This window comes from Dysgonomonas sp. GY75, from assembly GCF_015234155.1.
Taxonomy (GTDB): Bacteria; Bacteroidota; Bacteroidia; order Bacteroidales; family Dysgonomonadaceae; genus Dysgonomonas; species Dysgonomonas gadei.
The window spans coordinates 58,035-80,668 of record NZ_JADCLQ010000067.1 but is presented as its reverse complement, the minus strand read 5'-3'; the positions used below and the strand labels follow the sequence as shown (position 1 = coordinate 80,668).

Sequence of the window (22,634 nt, the reverse complement as noted above, 5' to 3'; positions counted from 1 at the left end):
ATCTTTTTATAATGTTACTGTTTTTATTGGTAACTGTCAGATTAAATCGTGACTATTTCAGATAAAGTATTTTTTTCAATTTACAAATTATTCATTCTCATAGAAATCTCTCACCTCTCTTTTATAATAGTTTTCTAATAGCTTCTTACCATTTTCTAATAATTTTCTAATAGCCTTTCGTATTTGGTAGAGATACCTTTGTCCGAAAATTAAAGATCTATAAAATACTATAGCGATGAAATTTTTGGGAAAACTAAAAAAGAAAAATACAGAATTCGCTTTCAATAGCGAAAAATTATTTCTTGCTGCATCACAATCCAAAGATCAAGTTTATTCGTTTCTTAACTCGCGCCAGGAAGGACTCTATTCGGCAGAAGCAGTTAACCGATTAAAAGAGTTTGGTTCGAACGAAATTATAGTAGAGGCCAATAATAAATGGTTTGTCCTTTTACTAAAGGCCTTTATCAATCCTTTTATCGGGATACTGATGTTTCTGGCTCTGATTTCTATTATTATAGATGTCATTCTGGCAGATCCTTATGAAAGAGAGTGGATGACTGTTATAATTATCACTACGATGGTCACTTTAAGCGGATTGCTCCGATTTTATCAGGAGAGGAAAGCCAATAAAGCGAGTGAAGCTCTGAAAAAAATGGTCAATAATAAGGTTTCTGTTTTTCGTAAAGGCTCAGATTCCATTTTAAATATAAACATTGTAGACCTGGTTCCGGGTGATGTCATTTTTCTTTCCGCAGGAGATATGATTCCGGCTGATGTGCGTATTGTTTCTGCAAAAGACTTATTTGTAAGCCAGTCTTCGTTGACAGGAGAATCTGATGCTGTGGAAAAAACATCTAACACCTTAGGGGAACATCCGGCTAAAACAGGAAGTGTTATTGAGTTGAATAATATAGCCTTTATGGGTTCTAATGTTATAAGCGGATCAGCCCGAGCTATTGTGGTAAGCACAGGAAGTGCCACATATATGGGAACTATTGCTAAAAACATAGTGGGCAAACGTGCCCAGACAAGCTTCGACAAAGGTATTAACAATGTAAGTCTGCTTCTGATCCGATTTATGCTTGTTATGGTTCCTTTTGTATTCTTTATCAATGGATTTACAAAGGGTGACTGGTTCGAGGCTTTTTTGTTTGCATTATCGGTAGCCGTAGGACTTACTCCCGAAATGCTTCCAATGATAGTTACCTCCAATCTTGCAAAAGGTGCAGTAAAGATGTCGAAGCATAAAACGATTGTGAAAAATCTGAACTCGATACAAAATTTCGGAGCGATGAATATACTCTGTACAGACAAGACAGGTACATTGACACAGGATAAGATTGTTCTTGAAAGATATCTGGACGTAGACGGGAAAGATAGTGAACGGGTTTTACGGCATGCTTATTTTAATAGCTTCTTTCAGACCGGATTAAAGAACCTTATGGATAAAGCAATCTTAGCCCATTGTCATGAATTGAAATTTGGAAATTTGGGCGAACAATATAAAAAAGTAGATGAAATACCTTTTGACTTCAACCGTCGCAGAATGTCTGTAGTGGTAGAGGATCCACAAGGAAAAAGGCAGATAATAACAAAGGGAGCCATTGAAGAAATTCTATCGGTTTGTATGTTCGCTGAAATAGATGGAGTTCCGGTTCAAATATCTAATCAGGTCAGAAAAGAGCTTCTCGAAATCAGCGTTAATCTCAATAAACAAGGAATGAGAGTGCTGGGAGTAGCACATAAAAGCTGGGTTAGCAAATCAAATTCCTTTGCCGTAGAAGACGAATCGGAAATGGTGCTGATTGGTTACCTTGCATTTTTAGATCCACCCAAAGCTTCGGCTGCAACAGCTATTAAAGCATTATATGAGCATGGAGTAGAAGTGAAAGTCCTTTCAGGAGATAGTGAGCTTATTAACAAAAATGTATGTCAGCAGGTGGGACTTAGCATAGAAAATATTCTTTTAGGACATCAAATAGAAGAGATGAGCAGCGAAGAGCTTAAAAAAGCAGCTATCAAAACGAACGTTTTTGCCAAACTCACACCTTTACAAAAATCAAGAGTAATAGAAGCACTTCAATCTCAAAACAATACTGTAGGATTTCTGGGCGATGGAATAAATGATGCGCCAGCGTTACGTCAGGCTGATATCGGCATCTCGGTCGATACAGCTGTAGATATTGCCAAGGAGTCGGCAGATATCATTTTATTGGAGAAAGATTTAATGGTACTTGAAGAAGGGGTTATCGAAGGACGTAAAATCTTTGGCAACATTACCAAATATATCAAAATGACGGCAAGCTCCAACTTTGGAAATATGTTCAGTGTGCTTGGAGCCTGTGCATTCTTTCCGTTCCTACCTATGCTACCTATACATATCCTGACACAAAACCTTTTATATGATATTTCACAGGTTACAATTCCTTTTGATAGTGTCGATAAAGAGTATCTGCAAAAACCACGGAAATGGAATGCGTCCGACCTGAAACGTTTTATGATATGCATAGGCCCGATCAGTTCTATATTTGATATTGTGACATATCTGGTGATGTGGTATGTCTTTAAATGTACGCTTCCTGAAGACCAATCTTTATTCCAGTCAGGATGGTTCATTGAGGGGCTTCTTTCCCAGACACTCATTGTTCACATGATACGTACCCGCAAGATTCCATTTATACAAAGTCGGGCTTCCTGGCCTGTCATGATAACCACATTTACCATTATGGCTATCGGCATTGCCATACCATTTACAGCCTTGGGGGCATCTATAAAGCTGACTCCTTTACCCTGGTCATATTTCCCATGGTTGATCGGCATACTGTTAGGCTACTGCTTCCTGACACAGTTTGTAAAGAACTGGTATATAAATAAATTCCATAAATGGTTGTAAAAGATAGAAATTATGTTCTCATTTATCATTCATATTACACTGGCACTATTTTTAGGAATATGCATCGGTCTGGAACGGCAATTTCGCCAACGTGCAACCGGCCTTCGCACCAATACACTTGTAGCTTTGGGTGCTGCCATATTTATGCTGATAGCTTCCCGCATCGGCGGAGATGCTCCGGGGCGTATTGCCTCTTACATTATCAGCGGTATAGTTTTTTTGGGTGCGGGTGTCATCCTCAAAGACGGAGCTTCGGTCAGAGGGCTTAATACAGCAGCCACTTTGTGGTGTACAGCGGCTATCGGTGCTTTTTGCGGACTTGGATACATCTATGAACCATTGATAGGGACAGCTTTCATTATTGGAGTACATATCTTTTTACGCCCTGTTTCGAATAAGATCATGAGAATCTGGACGTTTGCAGATAAAGAGTCGGTCGAGTATCATTATAAATTTGTAGCCTGCTGCAAAGAAGATGTGGAAAACCATATCCGGGTGCTGTTTGTCCAATATATAGGCAATAACAACGATTTAATGTTGAGATCGTTGAGTAGCCTCGATGCTGACAGCTCATCTTCTGCAATCATAGAAGCCGATATTATTAGTTTCAGTAAGCAAGATGCTACCATCGAAAAAATAGCCTCTTTCCTTACACTGGAAAGCGGTATATACTCTATAAAATGGAAAATAGATAATATAGACACCCATACATAGAAAAATAGTCAGGGATTAAGAAACCTATGACATCTGTAATTATTAACTACCGGTTATAGCTTTAATGTTACTTAATCCCTTTCTTCTGATAATCGTCTAACAGCACCAAGTATTAAGGTCTATTTACTTTTGCATTCGATATTAATCCTAAAAATAAACATGATGAAGAGAAAAACTTTTCAATTACTACTATTCGTATCTGTTATCTATTTTGCAGGCTGCAAAAATAATGAAACTCAATATGATAATAGTTCATTCGTGGTAAAAGGAGACAGCGTTTTTATTAAAAATGAAGATGCCGTACTTTCACAGATTAAACTATCCGAAGTAGGAACTGCTCCTTATTCTAAGGAAGTGATAACCGCAGGAATAGTCCAGCCAATCCCCACACAGTTTGCATATATAGCACCGCCATTTGCTGGAAGGGTTGTTAAATCATACATCAAAATAGGGCAAAAAGTGCAGGCTAGTACTCCTTTGTTTAAAATCGTATCTCCGGATTTCACAACTGCACAAAAAGAATTTTTTCAAGCAAAATCTGAAAAAGACTTAGCCCAAAATGAATTAAAACGAAAAGAAGACCTACTGAAGAATGGAGTCGGCTCGCAGAAAGAAATGGAGGAAGCATTAAGTACTTTACAAATAGCGGAGAAAGAATACGAGAATGCTTATTCCGCGTTACAGGTCTACCATGTAAATGCCGAAAATATGACTTTAGGCCAGCCGCTTATCATACGTTCACCGATAGTAGGAGAAGTGATAAAAAATAACATTGTAACGGGACAATATATAAAAGATGACTCTGATCCTATTGCCGTTATTGCTGATTTGTCGCAAGTCTGGATAAGTGCACAGGTAAAAGAAAAAGATATCCGATTCATCCATGCAGATGACGATATGGATATTTATATTGCAGCTTACCCTGAAAAATCCCTTAAAGGAAAAGTCTTTCACGTAGAAGAAGCTGTGGATGAAGACACCCGGGCTATAAAAGTGCTGTCGTTTGTCGATAATAAAGACGGACTGTTGAAGATAGGCATGTACACAACAGTTTACTTCTTGAATAAACCATCGGATTTTATACAAATACCCGAGACCGCACTTTTACAAGGAGAAAAAGACAGTTATGTATTTGTTAAAAAAACTCCCGATTTATTTTTGAAGATTCCGGTAGAAGTAGAAGCAACCCGCAACGGAAGGGCTATTATTTCCAAAGGGCTGTCAAATAAAGATATTATAATCAGCGAAGGCGGATATTATTTAAAATAACGAATCATGAAAAAAGATTTAATGCTAACTGTAATACAAAAAAGATGGGTAGTATTGTGCCTGTTTGTATTACTATGCGTATTCGGATATTATTCCTGGAAACAACTATCGGTAGAGGCTTATCCAGATATCGCCGATGTTACATCGCAAGTAGTAACCCAAGTGCCCGGATTGGCAGCCGAAGAAGTTGAGCAGCAAATAACCATCCCTTTGGAGAGAGCTTTGAACGGTATGCCCGGTATGCATGTAATGCGTAGTAAAAGTACATTCGGGCTGTCAGTGATCACCATAGTTTTCGATGATGGTATAGAAGATTACTGGAGCCGCCAGCGTGTACAGGAACGTCTCAACGAAGTAGAGCTTCCGTATGGGGCGATTCCCGGACTTGATCCGTTGACTTCCCCCACAGGCGAGATTTACCGCTACATCATAGAAAGTGACAAACACTCGTTACGTGAACTTACCGATCTGCAAAATTGGGTAATCATACCCCGGATAAAGGAAGTTCCGGGCGTGGCTGACGTAAGCAATTTTGGAGGTATAACCACACAATACCAAATTGAAATAGATCCGCATAAATTAGAGCAATACAGTTTGTCACTCGACGAGGTAATGGAAGCTATAGAAAAGAACAACTCCAATGTAGGAGGCAGTGTGCTGAACCGGGGAGATTTAGGATATGTTGTACGGGGAATCGGACAAATAACAAGCCTTGAAGATTTAGGTAAGATAGTGGTCAGTTCAGAAAAAGGTGTCCCCATCTTTCTGAATGATTTGGGGAAAGTTAAATACGGAAACCTCGAAAGAAAGGGTGTTCAGGGATACTCAGACCGTAGCCGCGAATATTCGGAAACTGTAGCAGGTATCGTTTTGCTTTTAAAACACGAGAACCCTTCTATGGTGCTTGAAGGAATCAGTGAAGCTGTTGAAGAACTGAACAGGGAGATATTACCGGAAGGCGTACATATACATACCTATCTGGACAGAACAGAATTGGTAGACACCACCTTGCATACTGTTTCTCGAACACTCCTTGAAGGAATGCTTCTAGTAGTGGTTGTACTTATTATATTTCTGGGTAACTGGCGTGGAGCACTGCTTGTAGCACTAACCATTCCCATTTCGCTACTTATTGCTTTTATTCTAATGTACCTTACCGATATTCCGGCAAATTTGCTTTCTCTGGGTGCAATCGACTTCGGGATAATTGTTGATGGAGCTATCGTGATGACGGAGACAATCCTTAGAAAACGCGAAGACCATCCGAAGATATATCTGGAAGAAGACAACATTGCCAAACGGGTAAAAGAGGTTGCCAAACCAATTACTTTTGCGACCATCATTATCATCACAGCCTACTTACCATTATTTGCATTCGAAAGAGTAGAGCGAAAACTGTTTACACCTATGGCTTTTACCGTCGGTTATGCTCTATTAGGTGCGCTGTTGGTTGCACTTTTCCTTATCCCCGGTATCGGATATGCCTTGTATAGGAAACCCAGAAAAATATATCACAATAAATGGCTCGAAAAACTGACACAGAAATACTCCGAGACAGTCAATAAAATTCTGGTTAAACCTAAAAAAGTTATAGTATCGGTCGTGGTGATATTTATAGTTGCCATCGGGCTTACTGCTTATGTCGGAAAAGATTTTCTTCCAACCCTTGATGAAGGTTCTATCTGGCTGCAAGTAAACTTACCGCCGGGAATATCTGTGGAAAAATCGAAAGAACTGTCGGATATTCTTCGTCAGCGTACGATGAAATACCCGGAAGTTACTTATGTGGCTGTACAGGCCGGACGGAATGATGACGGAACTGACCCGTTTACTCCTTCGCATTTTGAGGTATCGGTAGGGATAAAACCATATAGTGAATGGCCAAGAGGTAAGACAAAAGACGATTTAATACAGGAATTAGCGGAAGAATACGAAAGCATGCCCGGCTTTAAAGTAGGATTTAGTCAGCCCATGATAGACGGAGTGATGGATAAAATTGCTGGAGCACACAGTGAATTAGTTGTAAAAGTGTATGGAAACGATTTCAGAGAAACCCGACGGATAGCCGAGGATGTTCTCGAAACACTCAAAGGTATTGATGGAGCAGTAGACCTGGATATTGATCAGGAACCACCTCTGCCACAATTGCAGGTACATATGGACAGGAATGCAATAGCCCGATATGGACTAAACATAGCTGATGTAAGCAATCTGATAGAAGTAGCCATCGGCGGAAAAGCCATCTCACAACTTTATCAAAACGATCGGGTATACGACATCACTTGTAAGTATATAGAGAGTGCCCGTGATACACCTGAGAAGATCAAAAATCTGACACTAACATCTTCCACAGGAGCTAAGATTCCATTGTCGCAAGTGGCAGATGTAAGGCTAAGTACTGGTGAAAGTACCATTACCCGGGAAATGAATAAAAGACACTTGACAGTGAAACTCAATCTGCGTGGGCGTGACTTATCTTCTTTTCTGAAAGATGCACAAGCCTCTATCGAAAAAAATGTAGTATATGATCACGACAAATATCATATCAAATGGGGAGGGCAATTTGAAAACCAAAACAGAGCTTATTCCCGTCTGGCCATTATCGTGCCGTTGGCACTGGCTATCATGTTCATGCTGCTGTATGCTGCATTTAGTAAATTCCGCCAGGCAGGATTGGTGCTGATGACAGTTCCTCTAGCCTTATTTGGCGGTATGTTGGCACTAAATGTGAGAGGAATGACCCTGAATGTGTCGTCTGCGGTAGGATTTATCGCTTTGTTTGGTGTGGCTATCCAAAACGGAGTCCTTATGATTTCGCACATGAACGGATTACGCCGGGACGGTTTCAGCCTGATTAACGCCGTCAAAGACGGAGCACGTCACCGACTCCGCCCTATCCTGATGACCGCAACGGTAGCCATATTGGGATTACTTCCGGCATCGTTAGCCACCGGCATCGGCTCGGATGTTCAACGCCCTCTTGCTACAGTTATTGTCTACGGGCTTATGTTCTCTACTATCATCACACTATTTGCCCTTCCGGCATTCTATTATCTGATCGAAAGAAAATCTGAGAAGTACGAAGAATCAAAAACAGATATAAATCATGAATACTAATAAAATATATACAACCATACTGGTTTTCTTTTTCCTAATGAATTTTGTGTCCCATACAAGGGCACAAGATTCAGAGGGCAAAGCCACGATAAACTTATCGTTTCAAGAATATCTGAATCAGGTAGGGAAAAACAACTTGAACTATATGGCAGAAAAATACAATGTCAACATTGCCGATGCCGAGGTAATAGCCCAAAAGGTCTTGCCTGATCCTGAACTTACATTCGAAGGGGCAGACGAAAATTTCTCGTTGGGACTTGGCTATACCCTCGAGTTAGGTAATAAAAGAGGTGCCCGGATTCGTCTGGCAAAAAGTCAGGCTGAACTAGAGAAACTCGCTCTGGAATACTACTATCAGGAACTCCGGGCCGAAGCGGCAGATTTATATCTGGATGCCATGCAACAACGCGAGCTTTTAGATGTAAAGAAGAGTTCTTATGAATATATGCTTCAACTAAGCAAATCAGACAGCATCCGTTTCCGTTTAGGTGAAATTACTGAGATCGATGCCCGGCAATCTAAACTCGAAGCCGCAACCCTCTTAAACGAAGTGTTTGAACAGGAAGCGGCTTATAAGTCGGCATTGGCAACACTTAACCAATATATGGGGCAAACAACACTATCGTTGATGAATCTTTCGGGCAAATGGAGTAATATCGACCGGGATTATTTATTGCCGGAATTAATTGCAACCGGCTTGGCCAGCCGCATCGACTTATATGCTGCAAAAAAAAACATTGATATAGCTGCCAACCGGCAAAAACTGGTCAAAGCTGAACGAAGAATGGATCTGGGACTTTCCGTTAGTTACGAAAGAGACTGGCATGGATTTTTTCCGCCATCCAGATCGGTAACGGCAGGAGTGTCGATTCCTCTCCAGTTTTCTAATTTGAATAAAGGAACTCTAAAGGTGGCTGATTATGGCATAGAACAGACCAAAGTGCAGAAACAAAACATAGAATTACAGATTCAAACAGAAATATCTCAGGCTTTTTTCCAATTTGAGGCGTCCCAGAAGAAATCAGAACAATACCAGACAGGATTATTGGAAGATGCTAAAAAAGTTCTTGACGGCATGGTTTATAAATATAAGAGGGGCGAGAGTAACATCACTGATGTTCTTATAGCTCAGCGCACATATAATGAAGTACAGGAACTGTATTTGGAAACGATGAAAGGATATGCATCATCGTTAGTTGCACTTCAAAAAGCGTGTGGCATATGGGATATTGATTTTTAAATTTTAGGTATCTTTGTTCCAACAGAATCAGCGAGATATGAAAAAAATACTTGTTATTGAAGATGAAAAAAGAATAGCCGAGCTCTTGGGTAAGGGTTTATCCGAGTTCGGCTTTGAGGTTACCCTTGCATTTGATGGTGATACTGGAAAACGTCTTATCAGCTCTAACCTATATGATCTGATTATTACGGATATTATTCTTCCACATCACAATGGATTTGAAATTACAAGGTTTGTGAAAGAGAAGTACCTCCATGTACCAATAATTATGCTCACAGCTTTAGGTGCTACCGATGACAAACTGGATGGTTTTGATGCGGGAGCAGATGATTATATGGTCAAGCCATTCGATTTAAGAGAACTGAATGCACGCATTAATGTCTTATTAAAGAGAAACAGCAATCAACCTGAAAATACAATACCCGACGAACTAAAGTACCATGATTTATGTATGCACGTCAATACCCGCACAGTATCCCGGTCGGGCAAAGAGATAAGACTCACCCCTAAAGAATTTAGCTTACTGAAGTACCTGATGGAAAATCCGGAAAGAGTATTGCCGCGAGCCGAAATAGCCGAAATAGTTTGGGATACACACTTCGATACCGGAACTAATTTTATAGACGTTTACATCAATTATTTAAGACGAAAAATAGATAAAGAGTTCGACAACAAACTTATTCATACAAATCCAGGAGTTGGATTTATACTTAAAATAGAGAAATGAAAATAAAGACCAAAATAGCACTCCGTTACTCGATTGTAACAGCCATACTGATGGCTATTTTTGCAACCGTCATCTATCTGGTAACTGTACATGACAGGGAGGTCGAGTTTTATGACAATCTCTATCGGGAAGGTGTGTCCAAAGCCAACTTATTTTTCGAAGCCAAAGCCAGCCCTGAAGCGATGCATTCTATTTATAAAAATAATATCGAATATATTGATGAGGTAGAGGTTGCCATTTATGACATTGCAGCAGACCTGCTCTATCATGACGCAAAAGATATTGACATTGTAAAAGAAACTCCCGAACTGATTCAGAATATTGTCGAAAATAAAAAGAATACTAAATTCTATGTTGGAAAATATCAGGCAGTAGGTTTTCTATTTAATCATAACAACTCTCATTATGTGGTCACAGCAGCAGCTTATGATGGCTATGGTTATAATAAACTACATAAACTGATTATCAATCTCGTTACTCTTACTATTGTATCCATATTGATATCGTTTATTCTTGGTTATTTTCTAGCCCGAAGAGCCTTGAAACCTGTATCTGATATTTCGGGGAAGATGAAAAATATCACAGCCAACAACCTAAATTTACGTATCTTAGGATATAGCGATCATGATGAGTTTGGAGAATTAGCCGCCTCATTTAACAAAGCTTTGGATATAATAGAATCTTCTTTCGAATCGCAAAAAATGTTTGTTAGTAACACTTCTCATGAATTACGTACACCGTTGGCAACTTTGGTCGGAGAAATTGACTTTGCATTGCTAAAAGAACGTACCATAGAAGAATATATTGACACACTTCGGAATTCGAAACACGATGCAACTCGTTTGATAAAACTTGTAAATGGCCTCTTGGACTTAGCGAAAACGGGTTACAATGAAAATAAAATTTCAATGAGCGCAGTGCGTATTGATGAAATAGTATTGGATGCCCGCACAGATGTTTTGAAAGCAAACCCAGAATATAGGATTGATGTTCAATTTATGCAGTCGGGCGAAGACGACACTGAATTAATTATTCTGGGAAATGCATATTTACTAAAAACTGCGTTTATAAATTTGATGGAAAATAATTGTAAGTTTTCTGAAAACAAAACTTCTATTGTATCAATGTTTTCTGAAAATGGAGTTATTGATATCAATTTTACTGATACAGGAGTTGGCATCAATCGGGAAGAATTAAAAAATATTTTTAAGCCTTTCTACAGAGGGAAAAACAAAGAATTTGTAGATGGTAATGGTATTGGGCTGGCTCTCGTGGAGAAGGTTGTTAAAATTCATAAAGGCAAAATAAAAGTAGATTCTGTTATAAATATGGGGACTATATTTAAGATTGAGATACCTATAGAGAGATAAGAGAGATTAAATCTCACTCATGGGACATTTTATTTCACAAGAAAAATTCACAAATGATTACTTTTTTGAGTAAGTTTGTAAGAAGTTATTTTGGGTATGAAAATTTACGCAAATGCTAATCAAAAGAACCATTACCAAATTGTTACCTCTCCTAAATTCACCCTTTGTAATCCACTGATAAAGAGACAGGAACATTAAGAATGCTGCTATCTGAAGGAAATTTCCGATTTGTGCGGTATTGAGAAGCACCTCACCTATCATTGCGGCCGTCATACATTTGTAACGACGTTTTTATCGTTGGGTATTCCGATCAAGCCTGTATCGAAAATGCTGGAGTATACAAAAATCCAGACAACGCAAATATATGCCCGGATAACTAATAACAAGATAGCCAATGAAATGAATGCTATTGCGGGAAAACTAAAAACTTACGAATCAAAAAGTGCTATTGTTTAACCTAGTTGAGTTTATGAAAACAGGATATATAAAGTTTACAAATATAGGTACCGACAGACCAATCATTGAAGTAAAAATTGTAGATGGTACAGTTTGGATGACAGTAAATGAAATCACTGATCTGTTTGGGGTTTATACCCCGACAATCAGCAAGAATCTAAAGGCTATTTTTAGGGATAGTTTATTGAAAGAAGTAGATGTGACAAAAGAATACAGATACATCCGAAAGGAGAAAGAAGAATATATTCGCATTTACTATAATTTAGAAGCTATTATTTTCTTGAGCTTTCGTATTCAATCCATATATACTAAAGCTTTTCGGGAATGGGTATTCAATAATCTTTGTGAATACGGTAGAGCAAAGGCTAAATCTGAAATGCTCATAATATTCAATGCTAACACAGGAAAATCATCTTTTAAAAATTTGAATTGAATATTCCATATAAATTATCCTTATCATCCCTAAGTTGTAAAATATCTTGGGGATGCTATTTTATTGATAAAAAGGTAGAAATATAAATTTGACAACACTATAAAATTACTTAATCTTAGAATGTCTCAATCAAACCTATGATTATAACTATAATCAGAAAACCCAACCAGACAGGTGTAGACTTTACTAGATTAATTCTTTTGATAACTTTTCTTAGTTTCTTTATATCTATTCTTTTCTTAGAATTCATATTCTTATTTTGTTCGATAATTTGACACCTGTTCACTTATTTCTTTATTCTCTGTCAGTCTACAATAAATAATATATATTGTAGCCATTAGCCAGAAATATATTACAATTGCTATTACAATATCCCAAATATTGAAATTATAATGATTCTTTTTCATATTGGCACTTTTGATGTAACTACTCTTTTGATGATAATTACTCATACAGTATACCAAGAATTTAAACAGCAAATCAATATATTAGTAATCAGATAAATAGTGTTATGTCTCAAACTTTAGAAATAAAAAAAGCCTATCAAAAAGATAGGCTTTAAGCTCAATATGAGAAGGTAAGCAACTTATAGTTTATATTCTTCTATTTTCCGATATAGCGTCGCAATTCCTATTTTGAGTATTCGGGCAGTCTCCGTTTTATTTCCTTTCGTATAATCTAAAATCTTCTTGATATGCAATCTTTCAATATCTGATAAAGCCAGAGTTGTTATAAATTCAGGTGAATCAGTATCCGGATATTGTATTTCCAAAGGCAATGTTTCGATACCTAAAGTTTCATCATCGGTTAGAATCACACTACGCTCAATAACATTCCTTAATTCCCTTATATTTCCTTTCCAGCTATTTTGTTCCAATAACTTTAAATAATCGGGAGAAATTGTATTGATCCTTTTATTCGATTTAGTTGCAAACAGATTTACAAATTCATCAACAAACAATTTTATGTCAGAAATACGTTCTCTTAGAGGAGGTAAATGTATCTGAAAAACAGACAAACGATAAAATAAATCGCGGCGGAAATGTTCCGTCTCAATTTCTTTCTCCAAAATTCGATTTGTAGCGGCAATAATCCTTACATCAATCTTTTGCGATTTGGTTTCTCCTATTTTTATAAACTCTTTGGTTTCGAGTACCCTTAGGATTTTGGCTTGAAGATCAATTGCCATTTCTCCGATTTCGTCCAGAAAAATAGTCCCTTCATGGGCTTCTTCAAAAAGGCCTTTTTTATCTTTTAAAGCTCCTGTAAATGCTCCCGCTTTGTGCCCGAACAGTTCGCTCTCCAATAGCTCTTTACTAAACGCAGAACAATTAATTGCGACAAAAGGCTTATTCTTTCGCAGGCTTCCGTAATGTATCGATTGGGCAAAAACTTCCTTACCCGTTCCAGTTTCTCCTGTCAACAATACAGTAGCATCTGTTTGTGCTACTTTACGTCCCATCTCTATAGCAGAAAGAATAGAAATAGATTTCCCTATAATATTATCAAAAGAATATTTTTGCTCTATTTTTTGTTCTAGTCGGGTCACTCGTTTAGATAATTCTACTTTTTCCAATGCCCTGTACACCAAAGGTATTATGCGATTGTTGTCGTCACCCTTTGTGATATAATCAAAAGCTCCGTTCTTTATAGCCTGAACCCCATCAGGAATGTTCCCATACGCAGTCAGAAGTATGATTTCAGCCAACGGCTGTATTTTTTTTATTTGAGGGATCAGATCAACGCCATTAGCATCAGGTAGCTTAACATCACAAATGATAACATCAAAATACTGTTTCTCTAATAGCTTCAATCCTGATGTTGCATTCTCAGCCTGAAATACTTCTATCTGTTCAAGCTCGATGATACGGGCCATCAGTTTGCGAAGTTTTTCTTCATCGTCTATTAATAATATCTTTTTCATTTTTATTATTTTTTATGGGACAGAGAGCTTAGATTTTACTGTAAGGAATAATGAAAAAGAATGTACTTCCCATACCGGGATTGCTATTTACACCTATTGTGCCTCCTTGAGTTTCAATAAATTCTTTACTAATGGCCAATCCCAGTCCTGATCCCGATTTTAGGCTTCCCGGTATTTGGAAATAACGCTCAAATATTTTTTTCTTATATCTGGAATCAATTCCTTTCCCAAAATCCTTAACGGAGAATAATGCTCCTTTATTTTCTCTTCTTAAAGAAACCTCAATGTCGCTATCTTCCATTGAATAACGGATGGCATTAGTCAGAAAATTAATAAGAACCCATGCTGTTTTTTCGGCGTCAGCCACAATCAATGGAATATCGGGTTCCATATCCACCTGAAGCTTTATTCTCTTGTACTCTGCTTGTAACTTTACGGTGTCAATTGCATATCTGACTATCAGTCCGGGATCTGTCGATTGAATATTCAATTGAATATTTCCTGTCTCTACCTGAGACATATTCAGTAGTTCTCCAGTGATTTGTAAAAGTCGTGTACTGTCTTCTTTTATGCCGTCCACTAACTGTTTCTGTTCATCGTTCAATATTCCTGTTTCATTATGTTCGAGTAATCGTGTGCTCATCTTTATCGAAGATATCGGAGTCTTCAACTCATGAGATATAGTAGCGATAAAGTTGGTCTTAGCCGAGTCTAGTTCTTTAAAAATAGTGATATTCTTTAACAGGATAACATAACCGATCAGTTCTGTTATATTTTCTCCTGTTTTATTGATTTCTATATGGATAATTTCTTTCTCAAAATAAGATTGTTTGTCATCAGAAAAGATCTTTAACGGTCCTTCGTCTCTTTTTGCTAAAGGATCAATGAGCTCAACAATAAGTGTACGAATCAGATCATTTGTAACGGCAATATCTTGAACCGGTTTATTTAAAATTTCATTGCGGGATAAACCTGTTATTTTCAAGGCTTCATCGTTGATGAAAATAATAAATTTACTCTCATCAAGCCCGATAACAGGATCATGCATATTATTGATAAGGGTTTCCACCCGTTTCTTTTCTCTCAGTATTTTTTCTAGCCTGCTGTTTGAATACTCTTCCAATTTTTCAGCCATTGTATTGAAAGATTTAGCCAAATCTCCATATTCGTTATGACTTTCATAGTTTAACCGTTGCCGGTAATTCTGATTTGTGATCTCTTTTATACTTTCTGTTAATTGAAGAATCGGGTTTGCAATGTTTCCGGGTAGTTTGACTAGCAAAGCGAAAGCAATAAGAAAGCACAAGGCACCTGTTATAATGATCCAGATAATGGCATTCTCTGCGGTATTATTTGCTATATGGCTCTTTTGGACAATCGCATCCATATTGAGTTTCATCAGAGTTGCAATATCTTTTCTTATTATGATTTTGAGGCTGTCATTCTCTGTATTGTGTTTCAATTTAGAGAAAAGATTGGATATCTGCAATGTTATGTCAGATTCTCCTATTTCTGTTTCATTTGTCAGTTGCTTTTTTAGATTTATTTCAAATGAAGATATGGCTTGCGGATCTGTTTTCATCTCATCTAAGGCAAGCAACATATTACGGGAGTATTCCAGTGTATTGTAATTGGCCATGAGTATATTTCGGGTATCTCTCCTGAGATCGTTGATATACCAGATACTAACACCTGCCAATAATATAATCAGGCAGAAAAGCAGTCCTACTCCGGATGTTAATTTGGTCTTTATTTTCATGACAGTATAATTAGGTCTATACCTTCTTTTTTTAATTCTCTTAATATTTTCTTGTATGTGGAGACATATAATAGCATGCGCCATCTGTTGATGTAGGGCATCCCGATACAAACAGTCGATACATCTTTCTTAATAGCTTGCTCAAGAATTGCTTCCGGTATATTCTTATGCTTTAATTGTATAACCTGCCCACCCAATTCAATAGCCATTTTGAAACTGTTTATCAGTTTTCGCTGGCTGTCTAAGGCTATCTTATCGGCTCCTTCTTTTGGAGTCTGTACATACAGGACATACCATTCGCCACTGTAATAACTGGCCAAACGTGCTGTCTTTCGGATAATGTTGTTAGCTTTCTTACCATTACTCCCTATACATGCCATAAAGTTTTTATGTAGTCCGGGCTGGGATGAAAATGTTTCATCATCAGCTTTTTTCAATACATGGCTTGCTACCTCTTTTAAAGCTAACTCGCGTAAGCGAAGGATGTGTTCGGTCTTAAAGAAATTAGCTAAAGCAGCCTGTATCTTATCGGATGGATATATTTTTCCGTCTTTAAGCCGGGTTACCAGATCATCGGCAGACAGATCGATGTTCACAACTTCATCCGCCATAGCTATAACTCGATCAGGAATGCGTTCACTTACTTCTATGCCTGTAATTTTTCTTACTTCCTCATTCAGTCCCTCTATGTGCTGAACGTTTACTGCACTGATAACATTGATCCCGGCTTCGAGTATTTCAAGGACGTCCTGCCAACGTTTTTCGTTCTTACTACCCTCTATATTTGTATGAGCCAGTTCATCCACAATTACAGCTTCGGGACGTAAATTTATAACAGCCTGTACATCCAACTCTTCCAGCTCTTTGCCTTTATAAAAGATTTTCCTTCTGGGAATCACTGGTATTCCATCCAATAATGCTACAGTTTCCTGCCTGTTGTGGGTCTCGATATAGCCGATTTTAATATCTACACCTCCCTCCAAAAGAATGTGCGCCTCCTGCAACATCCTGTAAGTTTTACCTACACCGGCAATCATCCCGATATATAGTTTAAATTTACCTCTTTTCGATTGTTTGATCAAACTGAGAAAATATTCAGCACTTTTTCTATCCTCATCCATCGTTTAGTACGATTTTCAAATTAGTTCTTACATCCTTGATATAAAAACAATCTGTTTTAAAAGTAGTTTTTTTGTATAAAATAAAAGTACAAAACTCTTGTCCATAAACCGGCAAGAGTTTTGAAAATTAATAAGGGTATTTAGAAATTAACGGCAATACTTGATATTGCAGAAACATTATTTTTGTTCATCTTATTATCCCTGTCTAAAAAGATAGTATCTTTACTATTCAGATTTTTGACTTCTGTCCGCCAAACCAGATTAGGCAAGATATAGTAATCCGCATTCAGGGAATAACCAAACGTCCGAAATCCGTTAGGCGTATCAGATGATATGATGACTCCATTCTTGTCGGAATAATATTCACCTCGGACTGCAAAAGCAAGCTTATCGGATGGCTTATATCTAACAATTAATACAGGAGTATACCAGCTATTGTATTTACTGCTTGCTTTTTCTTTTTGCTCGATACCAATATCAAAGCCGGCAGTAATACCCCATTGACCATTCACCTGATAAATTGCATAAAGATTATGGAAATAGCGCATCTGACGGATACTATCGGCCTTTTCATTTCCGATAAAGGAGCTGCTGTTAAGCGTCAGTTTATCATTTGGCTTGTAGACCAACTGATGACCGAAAGACGGGATGCTATTTCCTTCTACTTTCTGTATTCGCTGCCAGCCATTCAGCACGAGTAAACTGGCTGTCCATTTCCCATTGGCCGTTGAATAAGTTAATTTTGCTCCTGTTTCAAAATAAGGCGAATTTTCAGCAGCAAGACTTCGGGTAAGCGTCCAGTTATCTTTTCCGACAGCGCTTTCACAGCCGATGTGTGAGGGTAAAATTCCGGCATCCAACCATAAATTATGAGTTTTGGAAAGTTTGATTCCAATGTTGGCTTCATATATATTTTTCGAAACTCCGGGCTCTGCCGCATAATTCGCATTCATGTATGTACCTGCCGCAATAGCTAAATTAGCCCTCAGCATTTCAGTATTATATGCAGCTTTGATAAAGCCTAAATTCAAATTGAATTCATTGTTCCTGTCATGGCTGTAAACGAATCCGGGTCTTTTGTTATTTAGAGGATTGCTAAAATCGTATTGATAATACACTTCAGTATATCCACTGATTGTGAGCGGATTACTTTTTTCTTGTGCGGACACTATTTGTCCGGCTCCCAGCAATATCACCAGAAGAACTAAACTCTTTTTCATCTTTTATATTTTAAATATTGACTTTATTATTTCAAATTATCCAATGCTATATTCAGCCTTAATACATTGATTTTTTCAGGGCCGAATAAACCAAGCAAAGGTTTTTCTGTTTGGGAGTCAATCAGTTCAAGTAATTTAGCTTCTTCTATCTTACGAATTTTTGCTATGCGTTTTACTTGCACCTTAGCAGCCTGATCTGAAAAATCAGGATCAAGACCGCTACCGCTGGCTGTTATCAGATCGACCGGAATTTCGGATTTATTTACCTCCGGATTATGCACGAGAAAAGTGTCTATACGTGCCTGAACTTGTGCCAGATATTCTTCATTGGATGGGCCTTTGTTGCTTCCGGCAGAGCCTGCCGCATTATAATCGACAGCCGATGGACGTGACCAAAAATATTTATCGTCGGTAAATGATTGCCCAATATTTGAATAATACGTTTTTCCGTTGTGTTCTATTACTTCTCCTTTGCCTGAGTTTGGCGACAGCTGTGCAATCCCCCATAGTGTAACCGGATAAACAACCGCAAAGAGTAATAATGTAGCTACTGTCAGCCTGATGGCCGGAATAATATGCTGTTTCATTTTCTTTATTTTTATCAGATGAATAATGATACGATTATATCTATTAATTTAATTCCTACGAATGGAACAAGAATTCCTCCTAAACCGTAAATAAGAAGATTTCGTCTTAAAAGAGCCGATGCTCCTATCGGTTTATAGGCAACTCCTTTTAATGCCAACGGTATCAGAATGGGAATAATGATTGCATTGAAGATAATGGCTGAAAGGATAGCACTTTCGGGACTGCTCAACCTCATGATATTAAGGTTCTGCAAAGCAGGTATCGCAGTTATGAACAAAGCTGGAATAATAGCAAAGTATTTAGCGACATCATTTGCAATACTGAACGTAGTAAGCGTACCTCTAGTCATTAACAATTGCTTGCCGATTTCTACCACCTCAATCAGTTTGGTCGGATCATTATCTAGATCCACCATATTTCCGGCTTCTTTAGCTGCTTGAGTTCCGCTGTTCATAGCTACCCCCACATTGGCTTGAGCGAGAGCAGGAGCATCGTTTGTACCGTCTCCCATCATTGCAACCAGCCGTCCTTCATTCTGCTCTTTTTTAATATAGTTCATCTTATCTTCCGGTTTGGCTTCGGCAATAAAGTCATCAACTCCGGCTTTTTCCGAAATATATTTTGCAGTCAGAGGATTGTCTCCGGTTACCATTACTGTTTTTATTCCCATCTTACGCAAGCGCTCAAAGCGTTCCTTGATGCCCGGTTTAATAATATCTTGTAGCTCAATCGTGCCGACAATTTTATTATTAACCGAGACAACTAAAGGCGTTCCTCCGTTTTCTGAGATTATCTTCACCATATTAGCAACATCTTTCGGATATGGGTTCCCGTTTCTTTCAGCTAATGCCCGGATGGCATCGGCAGCCCCTTTTCGGATTTGCATATCTCCGACATCCACACCTGAGCAACGTGTCTCTGCTGTAAATTCAATAAACTTAAAACGGGATGCAGGCATATCGTAATTTGACGGATTCACCTGAGCCAGTTCAACTATTGATTTGCCTTCGGGTGTCTGATCTGCTAATGAGCTGAGAACAGCAACCCGGACAAACTCATCATTGTTTACTCCATCGGCAGGATAAAAATGCGTTGCTTTACGGTTACCGATTGTAATGGTACCTGTCTTATCCAAAAGCAGGACATCGATATCTCCGGCGGTTTCTACGGCCTTTCCGCTCTTGGTAATCACATTAGCACGTAATGCCCTGTCCATACCTGCAATACCAATTGCAGATAGCAATCCGCCAATAGTTGTAGGAATCAGGCACACAAATAGGGAAATAAAGGCTGCAATTGTAATTGATACATTCGCATAATCAGCAAAAGGTTTTAATGTAACACATACAATAATAAAGACAAGCGTGAACCCTGCAAGCAGAATAGTTAAAGCTATTTCATTAGGTGTTTTCTGGCGGCTTGCTCCTTCTACCAAAGCAATCATTTTATCCAGAAAACTTTCTCCGGGCTGGGTTGTGACCTGTACAGCTATTTTATCAGATAGGACTTTTGTTCCTCCTGTAACTGAGCTTTTATCTCCTCCGGCTTCTCTGATTACGGGAGCTGATTCTCCGGTGATGGCACTCTCATCTATTGTTGCCAGCCCTTCAATAATTTCACCATCGGCAGGGATAATATCTCCTGTTTCACAAATAAATACATCTCCTTTTTTTAACAGGGCAGAAGATACAACACTGCCGTCTTGAAGTTTTGCAGGTGTTTCTTCTCTCGTTTTGCGTAAACTGTCAGCCTGAGCTTTACCACGTGCTTCGGCAATGGCTTCGGCAAAATTGGCAAATAACACAGTTATCAGAAGTACAAGAAAGACAATGAAATTGTATCCGAAACTTCCCTGGGAAGTTTCTCCGGATAAAGTCCAAAGGCACACGAAAAACATAACTATTGTTCCGATCTCCACAGTAAACATAATCGGATTACGGAACATTATTTTGGAATTCAGTTTCACAAAAGATTGTTTAAGTGCTTCCTGCACTAAGTCTTTCTGAAACAAAGATTGATTCTTATTCATATTCTCTTTAATAATTATATTTAATACAAGATGAAGTATTCAGCAACAGGACCTAAGGCAAGAGCAGGTAAAAAGGACAACAATGCGATAATCAGTATAACGGCAAATACCATTGTGCCAAACGTCGCCGTATCGGTTCTTAACGTACCGTCACCTTCGGGGATAAATTTCTTTTCAGCCAGAAGTCCGGCAATGGCTACCGGGCCTATTATCGGAAGGAAACGGGATAATATCAACACGATACCTGTACTTATATTCCACCACAGAGTGTTATCTCCCAATCCTTCAAATCCACTACCATTGTTTGCTGAGGATGAAGTATATTCATAAAGTATTTCACTGAAACCATGGAATCCGGGATTATTAAGGGTGGATGCTCCCTGATCAGGAAAGGCAGTGGCAAGTGCTGTTCCTGCCAGAATAAGGAACGGGTGTATCAATGCAATAATCATTGCTATCTTCATTTCCCGAGCCTCTATCTTTTTCCCTAAGAATTCAGGTGTACGTCCAACCATCAAACCACTGATAAATACAGCGAGAATTATAAATATCAAGAAGTTTAGTATGCCTACACCAACGCCACCATAAAAACAGTTGACCATCATTGCTAATAACTGATTCATACCGGACAACGGCATCGTACTGTCGTGCATAGCATTGACTGATCCTGTAGAAATAACGGTCGAGACAATACTCCAGAATCCGGAAGCAGCAGCTCCTATGCGGGTTTCTTTTCCTTCCATAGCTCCTAATGAATTGTCTATGCCCATCGCCGATATGGCGGGATTACCATTTATTTCCATTACGACATTGGGAATAACAAGTAGTAAGAATCCGACTGTCATTACACCAAGTATCATTCGCGCGAGTCTTCTTCTTCCTGTAAAATAGCCAAAAGCGAAAATCATGGCTATCGGGATAATAAACTGGGCAAGCATTTCTGCCATATTCGTCAGATAAGAAGGGTTCTCAAATGGATGGGCGGAATTAGCTCCGAAGAAACCGCCTCCGTTTGTTCCTACATGTTTGATTGCTATAAATGCAGCTGCGGGTCCTCTGGATACTTCTACGGTATTTCCTTGCAATGTGGAGATACTGTCTTTTCCTTCGAATGTCATAGGAGTGCCTTCAAACACAAGAATGATGGCTATAATAAAAGATACAGGCAGTAAGATACGGGTACATGATTTTATGAAATACTCATAAAAATTGCCTAACTGAGTCGTACTTTTATCCCGGAATGCCCTGAATACAACTGCTGCCGCTGCCATACCTGTACCAGCCGACACGAATTGTAAGAACATTAGCCATATTTGGCCTAAATAACTCAAACCTGTTTCCCCCGAGTAATGCTGCAAATTACAATTTACCACAAAAGATATAGTCGTGTTAAATGCCAGTTCAGGAGACATACTTGGATTATTATCCGGGTTTAAAGGGAGAATGCCCTGTGTCATTAAAATGAGCATCCCTAATAAAAACCAAACAAAGTTAATGGCGAGTAGTGCCACAAGATGTTGCTTCCAGGTCATCTCTGTCAGAGGATTAACTCCCCCTAATTTATATAATAGCCTGTCTATAGGATTAAAGATGGGGTCAAGAAATGTCTTTTTCCCTCCGTAAACTTTTGCGATGTATTTTCCGAAAGGTATTGCCAAAACTACCGATAGAACAAACATTATAATTATGCCTAAAATTTCTGTATTCATGTTTTCTTATTTATGTAATTTTCAATTGAAGGAGCAATTCAAGATGAGTCCGATTCCGACAGCAA

The 22,634-nt window shown here is 38.4% G+C and carries 16 protein-coding genes; 9 read left to right on the top strand and 7 right to left on the bottom strand.

What is annotated here, in order from left to right; genetic code table 11:
- The first annotated feature begins 235 nt into the window (after positions 1 to 235).
- The 9 genes from mgtA to IR083_RS24005 all read left to right on the top strand — a co-directional run bounded on the left by mgtA (position 236) and on the right by IR083_RS24005 (position 12,219).
- Positions 236 to 2,893 (top strand): magnesium-translocating P-type ATPase, encoded by a 2,658-nt coding sequence (mgtA, locus tag IR083_RS24045; protein WP_194226210.1) that lies wholly within the window; start codon positions 236 to 238, stop codon positions 2,891 to 2,893.
- Between the two features lie 12 nt (positions 2,894 to 2,905).
- Positions 2,906 to 3,607 (top strand): MgtC/SapB family protein, encoded by a 702-nt coding sequence (locus tag IR083_RS24040; protein WP_006799232.1) that lies wholly within the window; start codon positions 2,906 to 2,908, stop codon positions 3,605 to 3,607.
- Between the two features lie 159 nt (positions 3,608 to 3,766).
- Positions 3,767 to 4,876 carry an efflux RND transporter periplasmic adaptor subunit gene (locus tag IR083_RS24035; protein WP_006799233.1) on the top strand — a complete coding sequence of 370 codons (1,110 nt, stop codon included), beginning with the start codon at positions 3,767 to 3,769 and terminating at the stop codon, positions 4,874 to 4,876.
- A gap of 6 nt (positions 4,877 to 4,882) precedes the next feature.
- Positions 4,883 to 7,993: an efflux RND transporter permease subunit gene (locus tag IR083_RS24030; RefSeq protein ID WP_194226209.1), complete on the top strand. Its 3,111-nt coding sequence runs from the start codon at positions 4,883 to 4,885 to the stop codon at positions 7,991 to 7,993.
- Positions 7,983 to 9,233 (top strand): TolC family protein, encoded by a 1,251-nt coding sequence (locus IR083_RS24025; RefSeq protein WP_194226208.1) that lies wholly within the window; start codon positions 7,983 to 7,985, stop codon positions 9,231 to 9,233. The genes IR083_RS24030 and IR083_RS24025 overlap by 11 nt, the downstream gene beginning before the upstream one ends.
- 37 nt (positions 9,234 to 9,270) lie before the next feature.
- Complete coding sequence (locus tag IR083_RS24020; protein ID WP_194226207.1) at positions 9,271 to 9,960, top strand: response regulator transcription factor; 690 nt, start codon at positions 9,271 to 9,273, stop codon at positions 9,958 to 9,960.
- Positions 9,957 to 11,330: a sensor histidine kinase gene (locus tag IR083_RS24015; RefSeq protein ID WP_194226206.1), complete on the top strand. Its 1,374-nt coding sequence runs from the start codon at positions 9,957 to 9,959 to the stop codon at positions 11,328 to 11,330. Before IR083_RS24020 ends, IR083_RS24015 begins: the two co-directional genes overlap by 4 nt.
- 210 nt (positions 11,331 to 11,540) lie before the next feature.
- Entirely contained in the window at positions 11,541 to 11,786 is a 246-nt protein-coding gene (locus IR083_RS24010; protein WP_083820960.1) for a tyrosine-type recombinase/integrase, read from the top strand.
- A gap of 13 nt (positions 11,787 to 11,799) precedes the next feature.
- A complete protein-coding gene (locus IR083_RS24005) occupies positions 11,800 to 12,219 on the top strand; it encodes a hypothetical protein (RefSeq protein WP_044215844.1) in 420 nt (139 codons plus the stop codon).
- A gap of 586 nt (positions 12,220 to 12,805) precedes the next feature.
- On the opposite strand, the gene IR083_RS24000 is transcribed toward IR083_RS24005, so the two are convergent.
- The 7 genes from IR083_RS24000 to kdpA form a co-directional block, all read right to left on the bottom strand.
- Positions 12,806 to 14,143 (bottom strand): sigma-54-dependent transcriptional regulator, encoded by a 1,338-nt coding sequence (locus IR083_RS24000; protein ID WP_194226205.1) that lies wholly within the window; start codon positions 14,141 to 14,143, stop codon positions 12,806 to 12,808.
- Between the two features lie 28 nt (positions 14,144 to 14,171).
- Positions 14,172 to 15,902 carry an ATP-binding protein gene (locus tag IR083_RS23995; RefSeq protein WP_194226204.1) on the bottom strand — a complete coding sequence of 577 codons (1,731 nt, stop codon included), beginning with the start codon at positions 15,900 to 15,902 and terminating at the stop codon, positions 14,172 to 14,174.
- Positions 15,899 to 17,023: a sensor protein KdpD gene (locus IR083_RS23990; RefSeq protein ID WP_006799244.1), complete on the bottom strand. Its 1,125-nt coding sequence runs from the start codon at positions 17,021 to 17,023 to the stop codon at positions 15,899 to 15,901. Before IR083_RS23990 ends, IR083_RS23995 begins: the two co-directional genes overlap by 4 nt.
- A gap of 140 nt (positions 17,024 to 17,163) precedes the next feature.
- Entirely contained in the window at positions 17,164 to 18,243 is a 1,080-nt protein-coding gene (locus IR083_RS23985; protein ID WP_194226203.1) for a porin, read from the bottom strand.
- A gap of 26 nt (positions 18,244 to 18,269) precedes the next feature.
- Complete coding sequence (locus IR083_RS23980) at positions 18,270 to 18,830, bottom strand: K(+)-transporting ATPase subunit C (RefSeq protein ID WP_194226202.1); 561 nt, start codon at positions 18,828 to 18,830, stop codon at positions 18,270 to 18,272.
- A 14-nt stretch (positions 18,831 to 18,844) separates the two neighbouring features.
- The gene (gene kdpB, locus IR083_RS23975; RefSeq protein ID WP_006799247.1) at positions 18,845 to 20,860 is read right to left on the bottom strand and encodes a potassium-transporting ATPase subunit KdpB; all 2,016 of its coding nucleotides are present in this window, start codon (positions 20,858 to 20,860) and stop codon (positions 18,845 to 18,847) included.
- 20 nt (positions 20,861 to 20,880) lie between these two features.
- The gene (kdpA, locus tag IR083_RS23970) at positions 20,881 to 22,569 is read right to left on the bottom strand and encodes a potassium-transporting ATPase subunit KdpA (protein WP_006799248.1); all 1,689 of its coding nucleotides are present in this window, start codon (positions 22,567 to 22,569) and stop codon (positions 20,881 to 20,883) included.
- Positions 22,570 to 22,634: the final 65 nt, after the last annotated feature.